The 21,993-nt window shown below is 41.4% G+C and carries 18 protein-coding genes; 5 read left to right on the forward strand and 13 right to left on the reverse strand.

Annotated elements, in window-relative coordinates; all coding sequences use genetic code 11:
* Positions 1-380 precede the first annotated feature (380 nt).
* Positions 381-2,648 carry an ATP-binding protein gene (locus LQ201_RS00555; RefSeq protein WP_230144188.1) on the forward strand — a complete coding sequence of 756 codons (2,268 nt, stop codon included), beginning with the start codon at positions 381-383 and terminating at the stop codon, positions 2,646-2,648.
* A 53-nt stretch (positions 2,649-2,701) separates the two neighbouring features.
* Here the strand turns inward: LQ201_RS00555 and LQ201_RS00560 are convergent, their stop codons facing one another.
* Positions 2,702-3,436 (reverse strand): glycosyltransferase family 32 protein, encoded by a 735-nt coding sequence (locus tag LQ201_RS00560; RefSeq protein ID WP_230144187.1) that lies wholly within the window; start codon positions 3,434-3,436, stop codon positions 2,702-2,704.
* A complete protein-coding gene (locus LQ201_RS00565; RefSeq protein ID WP_230144186.1) occupies positions 3,433-4,959 on the reverse strand; it encodes a lipopolysaccharide biosynthesis protein in 1,527 nt (508 codons plus the stop codon). Before LQ201_RS00565 ends, LQ201_RS00560 begins: the two co-directional genes overlap by 4 nt.
* A gap of 113 nt (positions 4,960-5,072) precedes the next feature.
* On the opposite strand from LQ201_RS00565, the gene LQ201_RS00570 reads away from it, so the two are divergent.
* Positions 5,073-5,822: a glycosyltransferase family 2 protein gene (locus LQ201_RS00570; protein ID WP_230144185.1), complete on the forward strand. Its 750-nt coding sequence runs from the start codon at positions 5,073-5,075 to the stop codon at positions 5,820-5,822.
* Here LQ201_RS00570 and LQ201_RS00575 read toward each other — a convergent pair.
* From LQ201_RS00575 to LQ201_RS00600, 6 genes are all read right to left on the reverse strand, one after another.
* Positions 5,814-6,740: a glycosyltransferase family 2 protein gene (locus tag LQ201_RS00575; protein ID WP_230144184.1), complete on the reverse strand. Its 927-nt coding sequence runs from the start codon at positions 6,738-6,740 to the stop codon at positions 5,814-5,816. The genes LQ201_RS00570 and LQ201_RS00575 overlap by 9 nt on opposite strands.
* A gap of 51 nt (positions 6,741-6,791) precedes the next feature.
* Positions 6,792-8,015 carry a glycosyltransferase gene (locus tag LQ201_RS00580; protein WP_230144183.1) on the reverse strand — a complete coding sequence of 408 codons (1,224 nt, stop codon included), beginning with the start codon at positions 8,013-8,015 and terminating at the stop codon, positions 6,792-6,794.
* 97 nt (positions 8,016-8,112) lie between these two features.
* Positions 8,113-9,312, reverse strand: coding sequence for a glycosyltransferase family 2 protein (locus LQ201_RS00585; RefSeq protein ID WP_230144182.1), 1,200 nt, complete (start codon positions 9,310-9,312; stop codon positions 8,113-8,115).
* Positions 9,296-10,753: an O-antigen ligase family protein gene (locus tag LQ201_RS00590; RefSeq protein ID WP_230144181.1), complete on the reverse strand. Its 1,458-nt coding sequence runs from the start codon at positions 10,751-10,753 to the stop codon at positions 9,296-9,298. Before LQ201_RS00590 ends, LQ201_RS00585 begins: the two co-directional genes overlap by 17 nt.
* A gap of 9 nt (positions 10,754-10,762) precedes the next feature.
* Positions 10,763-12,916, reverse strand: a complete 2,154-nt coding sequence (locus LQ201_RS00595; RefSeq protein WP_230144180.1) for a hypothetical protein — start codon at positions 12,914-12,916, stop codon at positions 10,763-10,765.
* A gap of 6 nt (positions 12,917-12,922) precedes the next feature.
* Positions 12,923-13,600 (reverse strand): TolC family protein, encoded by a 678-nt coding sequence (locus tag LQ201_RS00600; RefSeq protein WP_230144179.1) that lies wholly within the window; start codon positions 13,598-13,600, stop codon positions 12,923-12,925.
* Positions 13,601-14,497: 897 nt separating this feature from the next.
* Here LQ201_RS00600 and LQ201_RS00605 point away from each other — a divergent pair.
* Positions 14,498-15,910 carry a hypothetical protein gene (locus LQ201_RS00605; protein ID WP_230144178.1) on the forward strand — a complete coding sequence of 471 codons (1,413 nt, stop codon included), beginning with the start codon at positions 14,498-14,500 and terminating at the stop codon, positions 15,908-15,910.
* 161 nt (positions 15,911-16,071) lie between these two features.
* Here the strand turns inward: LQ201_RS00605 and LQ201_RS00610 are convergent, their stop codons facing one another.
* The 5 genes from LQ201_RS00610 to LQ201_RS00625 form a co-directional block, all read right to left on the reverse strand.
* Positions 16,072-16,779 carry a Crp/Fnr family transcriptional regulator gene (locus LQ201_RS00610; protein WP_230144177.1) on the reverse strand — a complete coding sequence of 236 codons (708 nt, stop codon included), beginning with the start codon at positions 16,777-16,779 and terminating at the stop codon, positions 16,072-16,074.
* 178 nt (positions 16,780-16,957) lie between these two features.
* Complete coding sequence (locus tag LQ201_RS00615) at positions 16,958-17,536, reverse strand: methyltransferase domain-containing protein (RefSeq protein ID WP_230144176.1); 579 nt, start codon at positions 17,534-17,536, stop codon at positions 16,958-16,960.
* A 46-nt stretch (positions 17,537-17,582) separates the two neighbouring features.
* Positions 17,583-18,098, reverse strand: coding sequence for a class I SAM-dependent methyltransferase (locus tag LQ201_RS00620; RefSeq protein WP_230144175.1), 516 nt, complete (start codon positions 18,096-18,098; stop codon positions 17,583-17,585).
* Between the two features lie 453 nt (positions 18,099-18,551).
* Complete coding sequence (locus LQ201_RS25655; RefSeq protein ID WP_256449124.1) at positions 18,552-18,677, reverse strand: hypothetical protein; 126 nt, start codon at positions 18,675-18,677, stop codon at positions 18,552-18,554.
* A 246-nt stretch (positions 18,678-18,923) separates the two neighbouring features.
* On the reverse strand, positions 18,924-19,676 hold the full coding sequence (locus LQ201_RS00625) for a YoaK family protein (protein ID WP_230144174.1): 753 nt from the start codon (positions 19,674-19,676) through the stop codon (positions 18,924-18,926).
* Positions 19,677-20,264: 588 nt separating this feature from the next.
* Between LQ201_RS00625 and LQ201_RS00630 the strand changes: the two genes are divergently transcribed.
* Together LQ201_RS00630 and LQ201_RS00635 are read left to right on the forward strand one after the other, a co-directional pair.
* Positions 20,265-21,242 carry an aldo/keto reductase gene (locus LQ201_RS00630; RefSeq protein ID WP_230144173.1) on the forward strand — a complete coding sequence of 326 codons (978 nt, stop codon included), beginning with the start codon at positions 20,265-20,267 and terminating at the stop codon, positions 21,240-21,242.
* A 12-nt stretch (positions 21,243-21,254) separates the two neighbouring features.
* The gene (locus LQ201_RS00635; protein ID WP_230144172.1) at positions 21,255-21,992 is read left to right on the forward strand and encodes an SDR family oxidoreductase; all 738 of its coding nucleotides are present in this window, start codon (positions 21,255-21,257) and stop codon (positions 21,990-21,992) included.
* Position 21,993: the final 1 nt, after the last annotated feature.

Raw genomic sequence — 21,993 nt, forward strand, 5'->3', positions numbered from 1 at the left:
AATTCTAGACGAAAACGGTTTTCTCTACTATCATTATTGTCAGTTTTACAGTCAAAAATGGAAACCGAAATTTAAATGACAGTAGTCTGAATTTGATGATATCAATGTCGTTGTACAATTATAAAAAAAAATCAGATTAATCCCTATTATTTTCCCAAACGTTGAAAGAATAAATAAAACGCTGTAAACGAGCCATACATTTTAAAAAAGGCGATAAATCTACTGTATAAAAAAGCAGTTAACCCTTTGTACGTATAGCCCTACTTGGTCGTAACCAGTGTATTAATAACAACAATCGGGCTTTTAGATACTAAATTGCTCATGTGCTGTATTAGCGGATTATTTTTTTATAAATTTAACCTGTTATTAAATCTATCTTGATGAACAGCTTTTCCTTATCCCTTGATCCCGCACAATTGAACAGGCTTTTCCCTTATTTTATCCTGTTGGATAGCGATATGAAGATATTGCATATTGGCGATAAACTGAAAAATATTTATGCCGATTGTCAGAACGGAAACTTGTTTGATTATTTTGAACTTCATGAATTAAACGGTAAAGGACAATTTCCCTTGGGCGAACCGCTTCTCATCAGCCCGAGACATACAGGTGGAAAAATAAAAGGTTGCTGGGAAAAATCTGCCGAACAGGAACTGTTATTTTTTGCCGGGGCAGACTATATCCAACAAAATGGGCTTGGTGAGATAAATGGAAAAAACAGTGCTACTGCGGATACATATCCTTTGCTCAACGCCCACCATTTCGACAGGATCCTCGGAAATATGGGCTTTGGCTTTATAGAGATGGATGTTGCTGGCAGAATACAGTATGCCAATAAACGTTTCTGTGCCTTGTCTGGCTATACGCTGGATAACATGTACCAGCAAATGCCTGATGTACTTTTTGGCAACGATTTTTTTTCAGCAGCTTATAAAGATGAGGATTCGGAAGAAGCAGACGCAGCATTGCATGAGATTGTGTTTACTGATGCCCAAGGCAACCAAAGACTATGGTTGGCCGGCCGTGCAGTAAATTACAATGAAAGAAATGAAAATACAGGCTGGATAAGTATCTGTTTTGATGTAAGCGATCACAAAAGCTTTGAGCAGGAACTGATTACAGCCAGGAAAGATGCTGAGCGGGTAGCCACCATCAAAGCAATGTTTTTGGCCAATATGAGCCATGAAATCAGGACCCCTATGAATGCCATTATCAGCATGACCAACCTGCTTTCTAAAACCACGCTTACCGAAGAACAGGATTACTATATTCAAACGGTACAAACCGCTTCAAAAAGTCTCCTGGTCATTATTGATGACATTTTAGACCTCTCTAAGATGGATGCAGGAAAGCTCAATCTGGAGCAAATTGGCTTTAGTTTACCAATGGTATTTAGTGAGGTAATGCAGGTAGTTACGCACAAGGCCATAAAACGCGGACTGGAAATCCATTACCTTCCGCCAGCGGATATCGAAATATCGCCGGTACTGGTTGGCGACCCTTACCGGATAACCCAGGTTGTGCTTAATTTAATGACCAATGCCATTAAATTTACCGAAAAAGGTTCAGTGCTGTTAACAGCTATTGTAAGGGAGGATAGCGAGACTTACCAGGAAATTGAAGTTTTGGTGAAAGATACCGGGATTGGAATGGATCCTGAATTTTTAAGCCGTCTGTTCGATAATTTTAGCCAGGAATATGAATCTGTAACACGCGAATATGGTGGCACAGGTTTAGGCATGAGTATTTCGCAAAAACTGGTCTCGCAAATGGGCGGATATTTCAATGTAAAAAGCGAGAAAGGCCAGGGCTCAGAGATTTCCTTTGTTATTAAACTCGAAAAAGGTAAAACAACCGATGTACCTGCTGAAACAAAGATTACCCACAACGAAGATTTATTTGCAGGGCGCAAAATCCTGATTGTGGACGACAACGAAATGAACAGACTGGTGGCTAGTACGGTTTTATTAGCCTATGGCCCGCAGGTAATGATTGCCGAAAATGGCGAAATAGCCCTCGACATGTTAAATGAAGAGGCTTATGATATCATTCTGATGGATATACAGATGCCTGTCCTTAACGGTTATGATACGACCAAAACCCTCAGGGCGGGTGGATATACGGGCGTAATCATTGCACTCACGGCCTCGGCCATTGAAGGTGAAAGAGAGAAATGTTTGGCCGCTGGGATGGACGACTATATTACCAAGCCAATAAACGAAGAACTGCTGATTGGTGTGATTGATAACTGGCTTCAAAAAACGGCAAGCCAGGTTATCGCTCCTGATCTTGATTTACCATTGTATAACCTTGACGGCCTACGTGTGATCAGCAAGGGGCGCGAGGATTTTGTAACCAAAATGATCGAAATGTTTTGCGGACAGATACCCGACGCGTTAAAACAGCTCAATCAGGCTAGCGCCGATGGTGACCTTGAACAGTTATCTAAACTTGCCCACAAACTCAAATCCACCATTGATCATCTGGCCATTATACCGCTTCAGCGTATCATAAGGGAAATTGAAGCAGTGGATGAGGGAAATATCCCAGCTCCTAAACTAGCAGAAATGATTGCGGAGGTAAACGATGTGCTTAACCGAGTAATGGCCGAACTCAGGGAAGAAATTGTGATCAGAAATAGTCAGTAAACCAATTCTGACAAGAACAGATTGAGCAATTCAAGCAATCCTCCGTGTTGATTTTAGCGCCATAGGAGCTTTCTGTATATTTTAGATAGAAAATCCGATACTCTTTTCCCTAACAGCTGGTTGGATAGTTTACCGACAAGACTATAATCAGCACCAGAAATCCACGAGGCTGCGAAATGATGAATGCTATAGGTATTTGCCGTAATTTTCAGTTTTAGTGTTTTCCAGCTTTTGGGACTAAAAAACTCACTGGGATAAATGGTGCAATAGTCATCAAGCTGCTGAAAGGAATTATTTAACTGCAATCCTTTTTCTGCTTTCATAAATGCTGTGATGCTTTCGGTATTCGGCATGGTGTCTGGCTTTCCGTTTGCCATGTAAAAACTCTTGTTGTCGTAATAAGCAAGTAAATCATTCACCCATTTGCCATCCCTGGTGCTTCCCATAATTGCTGATGAAAGTAAAAGATTATCTTCAAACCCTGTAAAGGCTAAATTGCCAAGCATTGCCTCGTCCAGTGGTTTTAAAAGCTCCACATCTGTGTCGAAATAAATGCCTCCCATATTTTTCAAAGCATATAAGCGGCAAACATCAGAAACAAAAGCAAATTTACACTCGAGATAAGCCTCCGCACAGTATTGGTAACTGTTTACATCAAAATTTTCCTCGTTCCACTCTACAATGCGATAATCGGGAAGGTATTTCTGCCAGGAAGCCAGGCAATTAATCACAAGCTCAGGCTTTTCTCCTTTACCAAACCAGCAATAGTGGATTATTTTAGGTATCATAGCTTCATTTTATTTAGAATCTTCCTGTAACCTTGGGTTAGCGTAACCCGATCAAACTGCATAAATAGCGTAATCAAAAGCAAAACCAGCCCGATTAGCATACAATTCATGATAAAGGTAAACCAGGATGTAACCGTAATCAAACCGATACTTCTCCAGCCATAAGTTACCGCAACCAGCAACGTAAAACCTGCTAATCCCCTAACAATCTTAAAAAAGAAATAGCTCCTTTTCTCTTTCAGGCAATGTGCGGCGTAAATGGGTGTGAAAGTAAGGTGACTAAACGCGCCGCTTATTGCTGCCGCCACCGGAATGGCATATATCCCCAGGCTGCTGTACAGGCAAAGTAAAATCACCATTACAAAATTCAGCACGGCAATAAAAATACCCCAGATTGATGCAATTCTCAACTTATTGGTGATGATAAAAACATGATGTACTGTTTCTACTGTTCCATGAATGATGAAGGGCAATAGCGTAATCACCGAAAGCAGGTGGAGCGCGGTGGAATCCTGGCCTGGCAGCCATAGCCGGAAAAAATCGCCACCATAAACAAAAAATACAGCCAAGGGCAACAGTACAACCATAAAAATAGCCTTAAACGATAAGTTGAGGGTGCTTTTAAGTTTTCCCATATCTTCCTGAGCATAGGCTTTTAGCATTTCGGGTAGAAATATGGGCACAACAATTCCGAGCAGGATATAAATTGCATTGGGTATGAACTTGGTTAATGAAAGGAAACCCATTCCCGAGGCACCAAAAAAGTGGTTTGCAATTAATAAATCCAGTTGGGTATTGATTACATTCGACAGGGCAATAATAGAATTCCACATACCGAAGCCCGCGATCAGTGAAAGCGCACTCCAAGAGAAAAGCGACCTGTCAATCACCACTTCAGGGAGGAGTCTTTTGGTAAGCCTGTAATTTGCAAAACATATGTAAATTGCTGTTAATACCGTTACCAGTCCCAGAAAATAAATTTTAGGCTTAAAAAGATAAAACAGGAACGCCACTGCGCAAAGTTTCACCACATTGGATATAATATTGATATAGGCGAGCTTATCGAATCTGTTGACGGCAAAAGCTGCGACTGAAAAAACCGCTGAAGAGACATTGATCACCAGGCTAAAAAAAATGAATACAAACAGCAACCGAACATCATCAAAAAGGCCGGGCGGAATATCGAGTATATTATTGATGAACAGACAGAATAGCGCGCTCAATACAATGAAACCAAGTGATATCAACATATTGCCAAACAAGATGGAGTTGAAATAAACATTCACTTCTTTGACGTCTTTTTTTTCGAGGCTGATGGTGATATACCGGCTCGACATGGAATTTAGTGCAGTTGTAATAATCCCTGCATACATCACAAAGTTATTGGAAAGGGGGAAGAAACCATAAGCCTCTTTACCCAGGTGCGCCACAATATAAGGTGTAAGAAAGAAAGAAATCCCTACACCAGAAAGTGCACTAAAAAAGTTGGAGACCAGGTTAACAACAAAACGTCTTCTATCCATATCAATAGCTGCCCTAAAGTAATGGTTTTATTTGAATATCATCGGTGCCCTAATATATTATCATAAAAAATTTAGCTATTTTGGTCAAACGAAAAAAACATAACCTAAAGAGATTGGACCCGCTTGTATCAATTGTTACCCCATGCTATAATTCAGCAGCTTTTATAACAGAAACCCTCAATACTGTAATTGCCCAGAGCTATACAAACTGGGAACTGATTGTTGTAGATGATCGCTCTACCGATGATACCTGCCAGATAGTTGAAGCATTTGCCAGCCGGCACAATGGTATCCGGCTGATAGCCTTAAAGGAGAATGGAGGAGTATCGAATGCCAGAAATATCGGTTTGGCAGAAGCGAAAGGCAAGTACGTCGCATTTCTTGATAGTGATGATATCTGGCTTAAAGATAAGCTTAGCCGACAGGTATCCTATATGGAAAAGGAACTTCTGCCCCTTACGTTCTGCGCCTACAAACGCATTAACGAACAGGGAAAAGTAGTTTCAGGTCAGATTCCGGCTCCACAGGCAGTAGATTATAATGCGCTGCTTGCCCATAACGTGGTGATATTTTCGACTTCTATGATGTTAAAAAGTGCCATTGGCGACTTAAAGTTTAGCCCTGCAGGCCACGAAGACTGGATCTTTTTACTCAAACTGCTAAAACAGTGCAGACAGGGCTATGGCATTAACCAACCGCTTGCCTATTACCGGGTAAGACAAAATTCGGTTTCATCTAACAAACTCAAAGCAATTGGTTATACCTGGAAAATATTCAGGGAAAGCGAGGGCATAGGTTTTCTCAGATCAGCAATTTTACTTGGGAGATATGCTGTTTCTGCCAGCCTGAAAAGATTAAGATGAGCCATTACCAGGCAATACCAGTCCCAGTTTTTTACTGTGCTTTTTGTGCGTAAAGTTCCACCAAAGCCCCCTGAGCACCTGTTTTACCAAATCTTGTCTTCCCTTGGCAAGATAAATCAATACTGCTTTTGGGCAGGCGATAAAACAAAAATACAGCGAGAAGAACAAAGTGGTTATCCAACCCGTGTTTTTTCTGATAAACAGCATTCTGTTTCTGGTCATAAAATATACCTTGAGCGGACTTTCCTTTCCCACACTAACAGATTCCTTATGGTAAACGTGGGTCTTTCCGGTAAACCAGACCTCTTTGCCTATCCGTCTGAATTTTTCACACCAGTCGAGTTCTTCGTAATAGAGAAAATAATTTTCATCCATTAGTCCGGCATTCAACAGATCCTGCCTGCGGCACATCACCGCCGCTCCATGGCAGAAAGCGGTGCTATAGCTCTTCAGGAACTGCCCATGGTTACGTTCAAACTGACCAACATAGGCATTTCTGCCCGTTAGGTAATTTAAGGGGGTAAAACCGGCATACTGAACCAGGTCCTTCTGCTCGAAATAAAGCAATAAGGGCGATAACAATCCTATTTTTTCATTGGCATCAAATTCGGCATGCATGGTTTCCAGACAGCCTGCCGGTATTTCGGTATCGTTGTTCAGCAGCAGAATGTAATCGCCTTTGGCATGCCTGATTCCCAGATTGTTGCCCCCTGCGAAACCGAGGTTTTCAACAGAACGGATATAGTGGATATTTCCAAAATAGGGTGCATATATATGCGCCTGGTCTTGATCTGCGCCATTATCTACCAGTATAACCTCAGTGTCTTCTGCACGATAAGACCTATTGATAGACTCCAGTAAGGCTATAGTTACTGTCGGTTGATGGAAATTAACGGTGATAATTGAGGTCGACGGCATATCTGACTTAAATATTTACAATCTTAATGAACAAGCTGGGGAGATTCAGTATTACACCACCGTAGATGTTGCCAAACCACTTTCTACAGCATTTATGGCCTTATAGATTTCCCGGGCATTGGCCTCCCAGGTATGTGTTCCGGCAAAATCAATCCGCTCACGGGCCAGCTCCAGACTGTCCTCAGCAAGCGCTTTTTCAGCCAATTGCAGGTATTCTTCCTTCGTCGATGCCAAATAAACGTGATCTGCAAAGAAATCCATCGCTTCGGTTCTGGTAGCCAGTGTAGGTTTACCCATTGCCAGATACTCATCAATTTTACGGGGATAATTACCTATTGTAAGTGGATTGATCACCTGGGGGTTAAGGCAAACATCGAAACCCTTAATATATGCAGCCAGCATTTCTGGCTTTTTCGGGCCCAGAAAAAACACATTGTTTAGCTTATGGAGCTCGCTCCTGCTAAAATCTTCATCCTGTGGCCCTACAAGTACCATACTCCAGTCTGGCCTTTCTTTTGCCAGGTATAGCAGGATCTTTTCGTCGAGCCTTATGGATAACAAGGCGCCAACATAGCCCAAAACCGGCTTTTTGATAGCGGAAAGATCTGATGGTATTTCCAGCACCTCATCATTACTAAAAAGCGCTAAATCGCAGCCCTGCCCAACGTAAAATGAATTCGGATTATATTTTCTGCAATAGCCTGCCAAATAAACCGAATTGGCTACACAAAGGTCACTTTTTGCAATCAGCTCGGGCTCCATATAAGTACCATGCCGCATCCAGTATGGCGTGGCTACAACATTATCTCTCGAGTAATAAACGCTTAAATCGGGCTTCAAAAGCTCTTTTAGGTGAAAGCTCCGAAAAATATCGTTATCATTAAACAGGATAAAATTTTTAAGGCCAAGCTGAGCAACCGCACCGCAGATCGATCTGGCGAACCGGGTATTGTTGATTTTATTTAACCACCTGAACAGCCCCCTGAATCTGATCCAGTTTACAGATTCTATGATAATCTGAGGATTATACACCCAAAGGTTTGCCGATACTTCTGTCAAAGCTTCTTCTTTACCAGCAATAACGCGCAATCTTTTTTTTACGCCTTCTGTATCGCGCTGCAATACACTTGTTTTTCGATCTAATGGTGCATTAACATACAATACACGGTTGTTTTTACTAAACTCCAGCGCTAAATCCTTACAATTGCTACCAATAGGAATATCCCAGGGCTGTTGCCCCACAATGATAATGTCCCTGTTATTTAGAATAGCCATTGGATTATGTTTTTTGTTTAGGTGTTTTTATTCCTTTAATAAACCCAAAGATGCCGGCAATTGCACCGGTAATGATCAATAATAATATCGGCATAGTTTAAGTTTTACTTTTCCCGGCACTTGTATTTTGATGAGGCGTTGCTAAATTGGATTTTTTAACTTTCCCAATGCTAAACAGTGCGATAACCATTCCAACCATTGCCCTTGGTATTTGCCAGATGGCAAGATAAAGCCTTTTATCCCTGTAAAATCGTATCGGTACTGAAATCAGCAGTGTAACACATATGCTAAAGAATAAAGTTAGCCATAATATTTTTCCTGGTCCCAAGGGATTAAAAAAAGACTGAAGGGCCATGACAAACAGCAGTCCCAGTAATAATATGCGCGGCATTAACATCGTTTGTACCGTCTTATTAAAAAATTCTATGTTTCCTTTAAGCAGTTGTTTTATTCCGGGTATGGTATATATACGCAAAAACTCAATCTGCGATGCAATCCACCTGGTTCTTTGGGTGGTAAATACACTGGCGCTGCTTACCTTCTCGTCGTAAACAAAAATATCGTTCAAATAGGTAACTTTAGTCCTGTCGCCGGCAATAAGGAAATCCATTTTTTTATCTTCACCAACGGTATTCCCCACATTTTTTAGTAAGGTATAAAAATAGCCGTAATCGAAGGCCATTCCTGATCCGATAAGCGCAGGTGAAAGTCCTAGCAATGCCTGCCCCTTGCGGTAAATGTGATTGTTTATCTCTTCATTGCAGGCATCCAGAAAAGCAAAACTGGTATCGAGATTTTTTGCGGTGCGGTGCAACTGAATAACTTTATGCCCGTGTTGAAATGAACTATTAACCGCCTCCAGGCAATGTGGTCCCATTAAATTATCAACATCAAGCACTACAGCAATATCAAAGCCGCGGTTTTTAAGCTTTTCAATTGCATATAAAAGGGCTTTGCCTTTAGTGCTTTTCTCAAAAAACACCTCAATTACCTCCGCTCCCATTACTTCGAGCTGCTCAATTGTATCAGGCTCTAATCCATCGGCAATTACTACAATTTCGAACTCCCCTTTATAATCATGTAAAAGTGCAGCACGTACACTTTCGATTATCACCTCATCTGCATGATAGGTAGGAAACAGCACGGCTATTTTTTTATAGCTGGCAGCATATTTTTGTACACCGGCCAAAGGGAAAAGCCCCGCAAGTGCAAAAATTACCAGGTACAGGCAATTAAATGACAGGTAAATAGCCAAAACCCACAACAGCAGGTGTATAATTTTATATATCTGTTCCATCCGATTCTAGTCGCATTTGCTGTTCATCAAGTTCTGGTGCAATGAAGATGAAAGACCAGGACATAAACATAATTATAGATGAAGGGATCCCATTCATTACCTCATTGCCATAACTGCAGATAAAACAGGCCACGGTACCAGCGGTAAGGGCAATCATCTTTACCCTTAGCCTCGGATCGCGGATTTTCCAGGCAATCCCGCCACATTTGCCGATAATATAACTGGTAAGCGCAAACCAGATAACTAAACCCACCACCCCGTACATTACCCAAACTTTCACCCAATAACTATCGGGTGGTATACTGGCTATGGGCTTACCAGCATTGTAAGTGGTACCGTTCATTCCGCTCATGCCAAGACCTGCGCCAAAGGGCACATCTTCGAGGAGTTTTTTTAATTTATCTTGGTTATCAAGCCTAACGGCTAATGAAGCATCTTTCGGATTAAGTGCACTCCTTAAGCGGTTAACCTGGAAAATATGATCGCCGATAGTGGTATACTTTAACACCCCAAAACCTGCCGCACAACAGACCACGCCTAAAATTAACACCTTGAAATTCCTGCTTAAAAAAAGGGCAGAAAATAGTCCGGCCGCCAATGCGAACAAAGCACCCCTGGTACCCGATATAGCCATACCATATAGAAAAACCAGTGCAAAGAGCGCAAAAATTATTTTTTTCATAAAACTGAAGGGTCCTGCAGCAAGCGTTAGCGCAATAACGGCCATAATTGCCTGCGAGGCACCGAACTGGCCCGCATCCGAATACATAGAAAATACCCTGAGCTTGCCGTTAATGATGTGCGTACCGGCATTGCCTGCATTTAACCACAACTGCTCTCCGTTCAACAGGCCTAAATAAAGCTGTTTCATACCGTAAAGCGTAGCAACAAGAGAAAACAGCAATATTGCAATGATAAAGCGGTTCAGATCGGCTTTCCTGTTAAACAACAGAAATACAAATGGTGCAACCAGCAACCAGCTAAGCGCTGCAAACCTAAGCTCATTAAACCAGCCGGTAAAGCTGGCTCCGTATGGGTTTAGAAGTTGTAAAAAGCTTATAACAAACCATACCAATGAAAACAAAACATGCTCATTTTTCAGCCGGTCCCAATCGAATCTTTTTACATGAACCAGTATACTTGCCCAGGTGAGGATCAACAGCCCGTCGAGGGCAAGACCAACCGGAATATTCAGAAAATATTTCACCAAAAAGCCCAGGATAAAACAGTAGCCCAGATATACCCAAACACCCGTACGGGGATCTCGGAAAAGGCTGACCATAAAAATGCCCAGCGCCGCAATAGCCAATACGGCCAATGGCCCTAAAATCCCAAATGAATAGGTAGAGGCTGCCACCAGGACTGAAAGACACAGGGAGATTATAAAAAATATAATCTTTTTTTTATGGTCAGCAATATATGCGTTTAAATTTTTGAGCATAGGGACTGCCTATTTTTGTTTTACCCCGGTAATTACCCAGCCAGCAAACTTTTCATCCTCATTTAATGCAGCAAGTGCCGCTTTCTCTTTATCATGCAATGTTGATCCGGCTACAAATACAGCAGCGTATAGTGCGATAAAGGACATCCATTCGCGGTTCGCTGCACCATCACCCAGTGGATCAAGCACTACAATGGTTAAATCGAAGCGATCCCTGATCGAACCGAAAATCCCAGAAAGTGTTTCCCTGTCTCTTATTTCAAGTAACGACTGGCCACCAAGATCATTTTTCACGAATGAAAAAGGTTCGCTTTCAGTAACATCTGCTCCCTGCAATATCGCTCTTATTGATTGATCTACAGGCACTTTTAACCGCTGTAGCGCTGGCGCCAGCTCCTGATCTCCAATCAATAATACTTTTTTATTCATTTGCCCAAAAGCGTATGCTAAATTTAATATGGTAAATGCCTGGGCTTGCGCTGAGCCAAAGCCTGTAATGCCCAATACTTTTTGGTTACCGCTAAAAAGCTTGTTATCGAGCTCAAAACGCAGGGCCCGCAGCTGGTTCTTAAAAGCCTGATATTCGCTTTCGGAATGCTGGCCTCCCCATATTTTAGCTATATTATCGTTATCGGGCCTAATATAATCCAACTCACCAATAAGCTTTGCAGGTAAAGCCTCCTTTAGTTCTGCACTATTATTAACTGAACGATCTAAAACAGATATCAAAAATAGTGTACAAAAACAGATTGCTAAACTGGCAATAGCGCTCATGGCCATATATATCAGTTTTTTTGATGATTCGGGAAGTGTTGGTATCCCCTCTTGTACCAATTGCAGGCGCAACCCGATATTCTTATCCAGGCTCGTTTGGTTATAACGTGCCAGTATTTCCAGATATTCCTTTGTTGCTACATCGGCTTTTTGTTCGTGATTTTGTACGCCCGCATCAAAAGGAACCATACCGGTAAATTTTGCATTAAGCTTGGCCAGTTCCCTATCGATATCGCTTATGCCCGCTGTCGCTTTTTCAATCTCCACACCTAGCGAAATACGACGCTGAACCAGGCTTTGTTTGGCAATAAGCGGATCGCTTACATACTGGTCATTCGATTGGACTAATCTTGAACTGAGCAAGAGTTGTAGTGAATCTACAGTCTTTTTATCTGCCGGTTTATACCCATTGCGCAAATAGTGATCTTCTGCTGCCAGGATTTTATTTTTTAAGCTGATAATCGCGCGGTTATCCTCAATCACTTCAGCACCCAGGTACTTATCGCTGGTTCGGCTCGCCAATTTTTCATTAACGCTTTTTAATGCAGCTTGTGCGGCCTGTTTATCAATCAGAGCCTGGTTTTTCTTATTCTCATTATCAGTAATCTGCTGATAAACGATCTGAGATTGTTTATCCAGGTTTAGCACACCGTTACGGATTTTATAGTCTTTCAACTGCCGTATCCTGTCGTTCATAATTGCCTCTTTTTTCTTCAGCAAAGAATCGAGTACAAGAATAGCTGTATTTTTATTCCCGATTTGCTCCAGGCTATAATTATTGATAAAATCTTTCGAGAGCGTATTTACAACAAAAACTGAAAGCAGGGTATTGTTGGAGGTAAAGGCTACAGAGATAAAATCGCTGTTCTGTTCGTGGTTTATATCCAGTTTTTTATTTAGACTCTTCTCATCATAACCCATCGAAGTTACGATCTGATAAAGCTTAATGTTACCATTATCAAGCGGTGTGAGTACCTGCCGCTTGTTCAAGCGGTCTTCATAAATGGCAATGGCCTCTTGTCTTTGCACATCGGTTAATGTCTTAATTTCTTCGCTCCATGGCTTGAACGAACCTTTTTCGTCCTTGAGGTCATGCAATATCAACCGATAAGAAAGCAGGCTGATATTTTTGGGCATCCTCATGATGTCCATGATGGTAGAAAACTGCTGGTTAAGTTTTATAATGATATCAGGCCCGGTATAGCTGGCATTATCAGGCGCCAGCTGCCTCGATGGATCAAGTAGACCTGTTGAGAGTTTGGCTTCGGATTTATAGTCTTTTGGCAGGTTTCTCAGAAAGAAAAAACCTGAAATCATTGTAAAAATAAAAATCAAGATGATAATCCACCTGTATCTGTTAACTGTTTCTAAGGATTTCTTTATGTTCATTCTATCTTATTTCACATTTTCCAAAACTTCGCCAATCAATGCTTCAAGAGATTCTTTCGCTTTTAAGAGATTTAGCTCTGCAAGCAATCTTTCAGAGTTAGCATAGGAGGTTAAGGTTTTGGCTTTGGTATAATCGTCCAAAGTCGATTCACCTTTCTCAAATTTGTACCGAAGACCATCGCTCGACGCTTTATTGTCGATATAGGTCTGCGCTTTAACCCTTAAATCGGCAGCCTCACGAAGATATTCAAAATATGTTTTTTTAACTTCGGATTTCAGCAGGATATCGTACTCCTGGGCCTGATAGAACTTCTCATTATGTTCCTCTTTGGCCTGGCGCACCAAGGCTGGTGTACGGAATAAAATCCCCACATTAAAATAGATCCCGAACTGTATTCCGTTCAGCGTATAGGGATTTGTTGTATTATACCTGGCAGCGTTGTTTGGGCTATAATTATAAGATGCGGTAAAGGCATCCAGATAGGTTGCCTTTGCAACGCCAATTTTTGCTTTTGCGCTGAGTTCGCTGGCTTTATACATTTTGCGCTTGGGGTAATTTTTCAGTGCAAGATCAACATACTTCTCCAGCAATTGGTAGTTAATATCTCCAATAAAACTCTCCTGAGCATGAGCGATATTTGAAAAAGTGAGAAGAAAAATAAAAATTAGAGCAATCCGGGTCATTTGGTAAGGCATTAAAAGCTCCCTGTTAGCGGGAAGTATTTCTTTGGATACACTTCAAATCTAATTAAATAGAATCTTTTTTTCGTAAAAACAGATATCTTTTTTTAAGCTACATGCTGTTATTCTATTTTCTACCATATAAAAGCTATCCGGATAATCCATAAGTTGGATTGAGTGCTTCCTGCCACCCCCCTCACCTCTTTGCTATTTAAAGGAAGAGCGACACGCTTTACACAACCGTAATATGTTTCTATGCCCTTGGCGTGGCCGGTATTCAGATTACCAGGATAAATTTAATGCCGGACCATTTTCATTTACCTACAATGCGTATTGTCATCATCATTATGCTTTTTACAATCAAATGCTCCGATTATTGGCAAGACAATCAAAGTTCTTTGGCGTGTTATCCTTTTACTTAAAAAGAATAAAAAAAATTGATCTACCCAAATTTCACGTTGGTGTTCAACATAAATTAACTCAATAACAGGCGTAACCAAGCTGCTTCCGTAACAGCGCTCATTCTGCGTGCGTAGCCAAGTACTAAAAACTGCATCTAGCTGTTTAATGATCAACTCACCAAACACACAGGTTGTTAACTCAGCGAAAATATCTATATTTATACCGTCATCGTCAGCAAATCCCTACAGTAGTTTATTTAAATTACCAAAATGATGGCAAAATCCACCAATATACACAGGTATTACAGTATGATGAAATGCAGTTGGCATAATACAGTCAGCTCAGCTACCATTATCGTGTATTTAACCGGTATACCAGCGTCCCAATCATTCAAGATTTAACAGCAGAGACTTTATAGCAAAGATCATTATCATTTTCTACCAGGAAAAGGGACAACCATAAACTTACCAACCACATCACTAAAGCAAATATAAAACCATGGAAAACAAAAACAAAAAACCTCAACAGCCAATTATCATTCAGTCTCCTCAGATCATCTACGGTCCAATTACTATTGCTGATCCTATCGTTTTTTCAACCAATACCCTCATCATGTGCGACATGATTATTTTTCGAGGGGATCCACTGCCCTTGCCAGAGTTCAGGTTTCAGCTAGACAGTGCTACACTGAGGCGATCTGAATATTATTCCAAAAGATATGGGCGGGAATTTTTGAATGTTCCGGACGATTATTTTTTATTGAAAGGAACCATTGACACCTCACGCTCTGGCGTTTACCCCGTCTCAGCACGCTTCAACCCTAGTTATCCCGATAACGGCACCCGTGAAATCCTGGGAAACTTCATCTGCGATGCAGTAGTCATAGTAGCTGACTCGCAACAGGAGGCATTCAAGCTTTATAGTGAGGTGCTCAACATGCGCAGAACAGCAGACCAGGTAAAACAAACAGGCCGCGTAAAAATGCTCTCGCTAACCACGGCCACAATGCAGGGCGTACTGGGTTTTAGCGCCATGTATACCTCCATGCTCACTGATGCCTTTCAGCGCCTTATCAACCAAGGATTTGACTCAACCGCCAGCCGCCAAAACCTAGGCCTTCCCCAAGGGCATATTACCCGTCAGGAGCTCTTTGTTTGGATGCGCTCGCAGGATGAAAAGCGGGAGTTCCGTGAAAAGACGGTGGCGATTTTTCTTGCCATGCTTCCCTCGCTCGAAGAACAGTGTGACAAGCAAATCGCCAGTCCGGCGCATAAGCACTTCGTGGATTTGCTTCGTGAACACATTAGACAGAACAGGATCAGTGCCGCTCTTGATGCCATTGAGGATTACAACAATTGGATAAAGGAAGATCTGAAAACAAATCCGGGAAGGCTTCCCTTGTTGAACGATTATTTCAAGCTGGGCGGAACACGCATCCCGGACCGTTTTCTGGAAGAGGCACTTGCAGGCATTCCCGCCAGGCAGATCAAAGCGAACGTACTGGCAGCATCGGTAGTGGCCGCAGGGGTAGAACTAGGCGTGCTGATTAATGCGATCAGAATCTCCGCCTATCTAAAAAATCTGCTCCCCTTCTCTGCACCATTGAACGGCATCAACATCAGGGCAATAGGCCTCATCGGTGGCCCAATTGCGATCGGACTCACCCTTTTTACCGCAATCTTTTCCGCCGCTTTGGAAAAAATCGTACATGATGGAAGCTATAGCAATCAGCTATGGCGAGTATATGAACAGGCACAGCAACAAGTGAGGCTCAAAGAGATGATCAAAAAAGAGATTACAGGAAATATATTCATCGCCAATTTATTGCAGCTGATGGCAATTCCCAGCCCTGGCCTACTGAATATGCCCTCTACTAATCTACTCAGAGAAGTACATAGACCGATCCACTAATGAAAGATAAGATACCAAGGACAGCTTCCTAAATACAATATCTCAGGGGTTAATGATAAATATCTACCGAAAAAACCAAAGATGACGATGATGAAAAGCATTATTATAGTTGATCAAAATCCTGGTTGCCATGACATGATTCCTATGAATGATAAACCATGCTAACGATAGTTGGATCGGGCAATGAGTTTTTCAATGTTCTTAATCCAGATTTTCCTGCCATCTGTATAAAGGATATCTTCCGACTTTAGTTCTTTGAGGAGCCGGATCACATTCTCCTTTGCCAGCCCGGCAAGGTTAGCCAGGTCATGTCTTGAGATATTGATCAGAATCTCTCCATCGGTGTTAAGGTCGTGTTTATACTTTTCTCTGAGAAAAATGAGCGCTATGGCAAGCCGTTCTATGGCCGAACGCTGCGAAAAAACAGAAATACTGTTCGCCAATACTGTGTATTCATGGCTTAGTGCCTTTAACATACGTGAGGTGAGCAGGGGCGAATTGTTCAGCACCTGAAGAAAATCTTCTTTAGGTATAAAGCTAAGAACGCTCTCCTCTATAGTAGCAGCCGAATCAGGATACCGCTCTTCGGAGAGTACGGCATGGTAACCAATGAACTCTCCCTGGTTAGCAACGTATATGATCTGCTCTCTCCCACTATGATCCACTTTATACTTTTTCACCTTACCCTTATGGATAAAGTAGATCCCCGAAGGTACAACTCCTTCCCTGAAAACCACCTCTCCTTTTCCATATTTCTGTTCAGCCTGTCCTGAAATCAGGAACCGATACTCCTCTTCGGTCAGCACATTTAATATCGAGTGCGTACTGAAGTTCCATTTATCAATGGGGAAAATTCCTGATAAGCTCATATATAAAGGTACGACTTATATTATTCATTAAATGCAGTTTTTCCTCCCAAGGACTATCTCTGGGCACAATCCCAGATCAACTTTATTTTAGTGCTTTCCTTTGGATTTCCTTTTTTAACCAGGCCAACGTAATGTTTTTCAGACATATCTCCGTAAAGTGAGTGCATTAAAGTCAAAATTATCCTTTGATATACATTTTGAGCTCAGGATGATAGCACTGGACAGTGGCCTTATAGGAAGGAGGGATTTGCCCTGTTACGGTATGATAAGTAACCAACCTACAGCCTTTTGGCTGTGCCTCGAGTTTCTTATAAAGCAGCTGGCTATAAAAACGGTAAAGATCATAATTCCTGTTAACGGTAGAGTCAATCCCACCTTCTGTATTGAGGTTCTCATAAAAGGAATTGAAAAAGTAAAGGCTCTTGTATTCCTTGAGGTCTACATCGGTTATGTTACCATGAATGAAATCAACGTTAGAAAGATTAAGATTTTCCTTCGTTTCATTTGCATATCTGATAAGGTCCCTTCTCTGGTCTATACCATAAAAAAATGTGTTGGGATTAAAAAACGCCGCAGTCAGACAGAATTTGCCAACGCCGCAGCCGATATCCATCACTTTATGGGCAGGATATGAAAGAAATTCAGATGCTTTTCTTGCAATGTCAAGCGGTGTCCAGTGAACCTTGGAAAGTTGTTGGATATGATCGGGATATAGATAATCAAAATGAATATCATGATCAAAGTAGGTATTTACCATTTATTTATTGATTCGGTAATAAGAAGCACAAAATCGGGATGAGCAATCAGGTGCTTTTGACATACATATTTAAAAGACCGTTAAAAGTACTCTTGACTAAAGTGAAATTTTCAGGCACTTCCTTGCCAGAACCCTGAAAGCTAACCAACCGGGTCCCTCGTGGCATCCTATCCAGATTTGCGCTTAGGTACTGTGTATAATACTTATATAAAGCCAACGAGGTTTCTACAGAATCGTCGATCCTCCCTATAAAATCCACATTTTCGAAAAAAGAATTATAGAAATAAAAATGGTCGAAGGCCTTAAAGTTTATCTGGGTCATATTGGCATGGATAAATTCCAGGTTATCCAGTCTGAGAAATTCCATCGCAACATTTGCATGATGCACCAGTTCCTGCCGCTGTTCTACTCCGAAAAACATGGTTGCAGGATGCTGCCTTGCTGCTATGAGGCAGAATTTTCCGATACCACTACCGATATCGAGCACTTTTGAACCTGGAAGGGCAAGAAACCCAGCAGACTGCTGCGCTATACTTATTGGGGTCCATTGTTTTTTGGACATCAGTTGAAAATGCTCCGGGTAGAGCCAATCGAATGTTTGATCGTCCTCGAAAATTTTATTTATCACGTTCCGTCTTAATCTTAATTGGTTCCGACAGATAGCCATACAAGGCTATTGCCAAATCTGCATTCCAGGCTCCTGGGTTAAGCATAAGCTAAAACGCCCTCACCATCTATCTTGAATGTTTTAATTTTCCGAGCCATCGGGATTCTATGATCTGCGTTAGCCTGCCCAAAAGGCCAGGCTCAATCTGTATACTTCCCTTATCAATCTGCTGCCTCCATACACACCCTTGGTCAAGGATCAGTCTGTGGTTCTTACCTTCAAGAAGTATATCCACCGAAATCTCACTTTCCAGCAACAACGAAGTCACATATGAAATAACATATAGTGTATAAACTTTGTGGCCATATGATACCGGTAATGGAATTCCAATCATTTGCTTAATTCTTTTTATCGGGTAGACCACCACATATCCCAATACGATAAACTGTCCATACAGCTGCGCAGGATATCCTTAGGTATTTCTTCCATATAGCTGTTTAAAACAATACTTCCAATATTGATATTCTCGTTCATTAAAATGCCCTGTTGACTGACCGATAAGGCACCAATGGGAAGAAGCTTATTTATCGAACACGCCCAGAGATACTTCAATTCATGGCCATACAGGTCCTTTAACAAACCCGGAAACAAAATTATAGGGTAATGAGCTATTTTTTCCGACAAAATATCATGGAGAAAAATGATAATTATCAGTTTGACTGTGCAATGTAAATTCAATATATTTTTGCCCAGTCGCCTCCAGCTGTGTTGGCAGTTAATCTAGGGATGTGGTCCGATCCTCCTTTTCACCGCGCTTGCGGTCCTGTTATAATACCTTTTGGCCCTGATCCTGAATAAGTCATAAAGCAATACGGAAACAAGAATTGCAACCGGGGCAAAAAAAGAAGGGAATCCAAAATGTTTGAAAAGATAAGCTCCTGTAATTGCCCCTGCCATGAAGAAAAAAATAATAGCAAGCCGAAGCCTGATCTTTAATTTTACAGTCTTACGCTCCTGCCCTTTATTACGCAGCGCCTGTGCCAGTTCTATCCCCAGGTCAGTAAAAGTACCCGTAAGGTGGGTAGTCCTTACGACAGAACCGGACACCATGGACACCAGTGAATTCTGCATTCCCATGGCAAAAAGAAGACTTCCGGCAAATAACTCCTTTGAGAAAAGTGTCCTATCGTAGCTTCCCCCGCAAAATGCTGAAAACAGCAGTACACCGATCTCGATGAGAATGGGAATTGAGCAAGCGTAACGTTGGTTAAGCCCCATAAAGGACAAGATCAGGCCTGAAATAAATGCACCAGCAAGAAAAAGCATCATCCACAACGCGATAATGTGTGCTGTTCCCCAATCCTGAAAGGCTATCCTCTCAGCAAAAAGTGCAGCATGTCCTGTTACGTTTGTGGTAAGAATGTTAAATCCAAGATAGCCTTCAGCGTTGACAAAACCAGCAGTCATGCCTAACAAGCTTGCCAATCTGAGATTATGCTCATATGTTCTTTTTGGTCCTAAGTGTCTAAGCATTATAATGAAATCTGATCGCGCCCAAATAAATTACGCTCCATGACATACCCGCTAAAGAGAAGTGATATGGCCGGTTTAAAATCATAAATGGTAAAACCTTCTAGGATTGGAAAGCAATTTAAAGCAAGGCCATAAAACTGTCCCCCAAAGTTCCAAATAAATCCAGTCGACTGAAACTGATAAATATCAGTATTCAAGATGATTTATTACCATGAAGGGAAAATACATTGCCGATAGCTTTGCAAAGACTGAAAACCGTCTGCCAGTGATCAAATTTTCTGAACAGCAACTAATCCCTGAAAAATCTAATGCCATAAGCATCAAAAAATATATCAATCCCAAATATTCAATTTGCCCTTTTACCCTGTGAAAGGGCAAACGAAAATTTCAATGTATCTGACTTTGAGTTATCCGCTGATGGTCTGACAGCCATCAAATCTCTAGATTAAGGTATAGGACTTATTGCAGCATTTAAAACGATTGCCAATCTGACTACAACAATTACCAATTGGGCTACTTTTTACAGAACGACAATCAGGAGTTTTGTAATGAGATTTATTCAATGTTAGAAACAATCAAAAAAGAATTATGCAAAAGAGAAAATTAGGAAATAGTGGACTAGAAGTTTCCGCATTGGGCTTTGGCTGTATGGGTTTAAATTTCCTGGATGGCAAAGGTCTTGATAAAAAAGATGCCATAACGCTACTGCACAACGCAGTTGAAAGCGGGATTACATTTTTTGATACCGCAGAAGCTTACGGACCTTACACCAATGAAGAACTTGTTGGCGATGCATTACAGCCTTATAGAAAAGACGTGGTGATAGCTACAAAATTCGGTTGTAAAGACGCCAGACCTGCAGTAGGATTAGACAGCAGACCCGAAACGATCAGAGCAGTTACCGAAGCATCTCTAAAACGATTAAAGACAGATTACATTGACCTGCTTTATCAGCACAGAGTCGACCCTAATGTCCCGATAGAAGATGTTGCAGGGACAGTAAAAGACCTGATACAAGAGGGCAAAGTGAAATATTTCGGTTTATCGGAAGCAAGTACTAAAACGATCCGGAAAGCGCATTCAGTACAACCTGTATCAGCATTGCAAAGCGAATACTCTTTGTTTTGGCGCGAGCCTGAAGATGAAATCATACCAACATTGGAAGAATTGGGGATTGGTTTCGTTCCCTTCAGTCCTTTGGGCAAAGGCTTTCTCACGGGCATCATCAACAAAAAATTAGAGGCTATCGACCGCAGAAATATTATTCCCCGTTTCAGCGAAGAAAATATAAAGGCCAATCTGGTTTTAGTAGAAGCACTTTCTGAAATTGCCAAACAAAAAAATGTTACGACCGGACAACTGGCTTTGGCCTGGCTCTTAGCGCAAAAGCCTTGGATCGCACCCATCCCCGGAACTACCAAACTGCATCGTTTAGAAGAAAACATCGGCAGTATAAATATTGCACTAACAGCCGATGAACTCACCAAAATTGACACAACAGTCAATGAAATTACACTTGTTGGCGACCGCTATCCCGAATTTTTAGAAAAACAAATAGACAAGTAAAAACCAAAAGCAATGCAAAATATTAAAGGAAAAGTTATAGCCATTACAGGCGCAAGCAGCGGAATGGGCAAAGCCATCGCCATGGAATTAGCTAAAAATGGTGCAAAGATTGTTCTGGGTGCAAGGCGAACAGCACAGTTGCAACAAATTGTTGAAGAAATTAATAGCGAAGGTGGTAAAGCCACATTTGCTCAAATTGATGTGAGGAATAAAGCAGATCTAATTAGATTGGTCAATACAGCAGTTGAGCAATACGGAAAATTGGATGTTATTGTAAACAACGCAGGTATCAGTCAATTAAGCCGCATTGACGAACTGGATATTGAAGGTTGGGAGGAAATGATCGACATTAATCTTAAAGGCGTTTTGTACGGGATGGCAGCTGCAATTTCCGTTTTCAAAAAACAGCGATCGGGACATATCGTCAATATCATTTCAACTTCAGGAATAAAGATTGTGCCAATGCAAGGTGTTTATGCAGGAACCAAAAATGCCATCCGCACGATTGCAGAAGCGTTTCGTCAGGAGTCAGATGGAACCATACGCATTACAGGGATTTCCCCAGGTGTTGTAAGAACCGACTTTGCTGAAAATATAAAAAACAGGGAAATGAAAACCATTATCAAGAATAATATGGAAAATTTGGCCATTAGCCCAGCTGCCATTGCCAATGCTGTTATTTATACCATAAGCCAGCCTGACGACGTTGAAATTGGCGATATTGTTATCCGTCCTTCAAAACAAAATTAAC

Origin of the sequence: Pedobacter sp. Bi126 (assembly GCF_918698245.1) — a bacterium.
Lineage (GTDB): Bacteria > Bacteroidota > Bacteroidia > Sphingobacteriales > Sphingobacteriaceae > Pedobacter.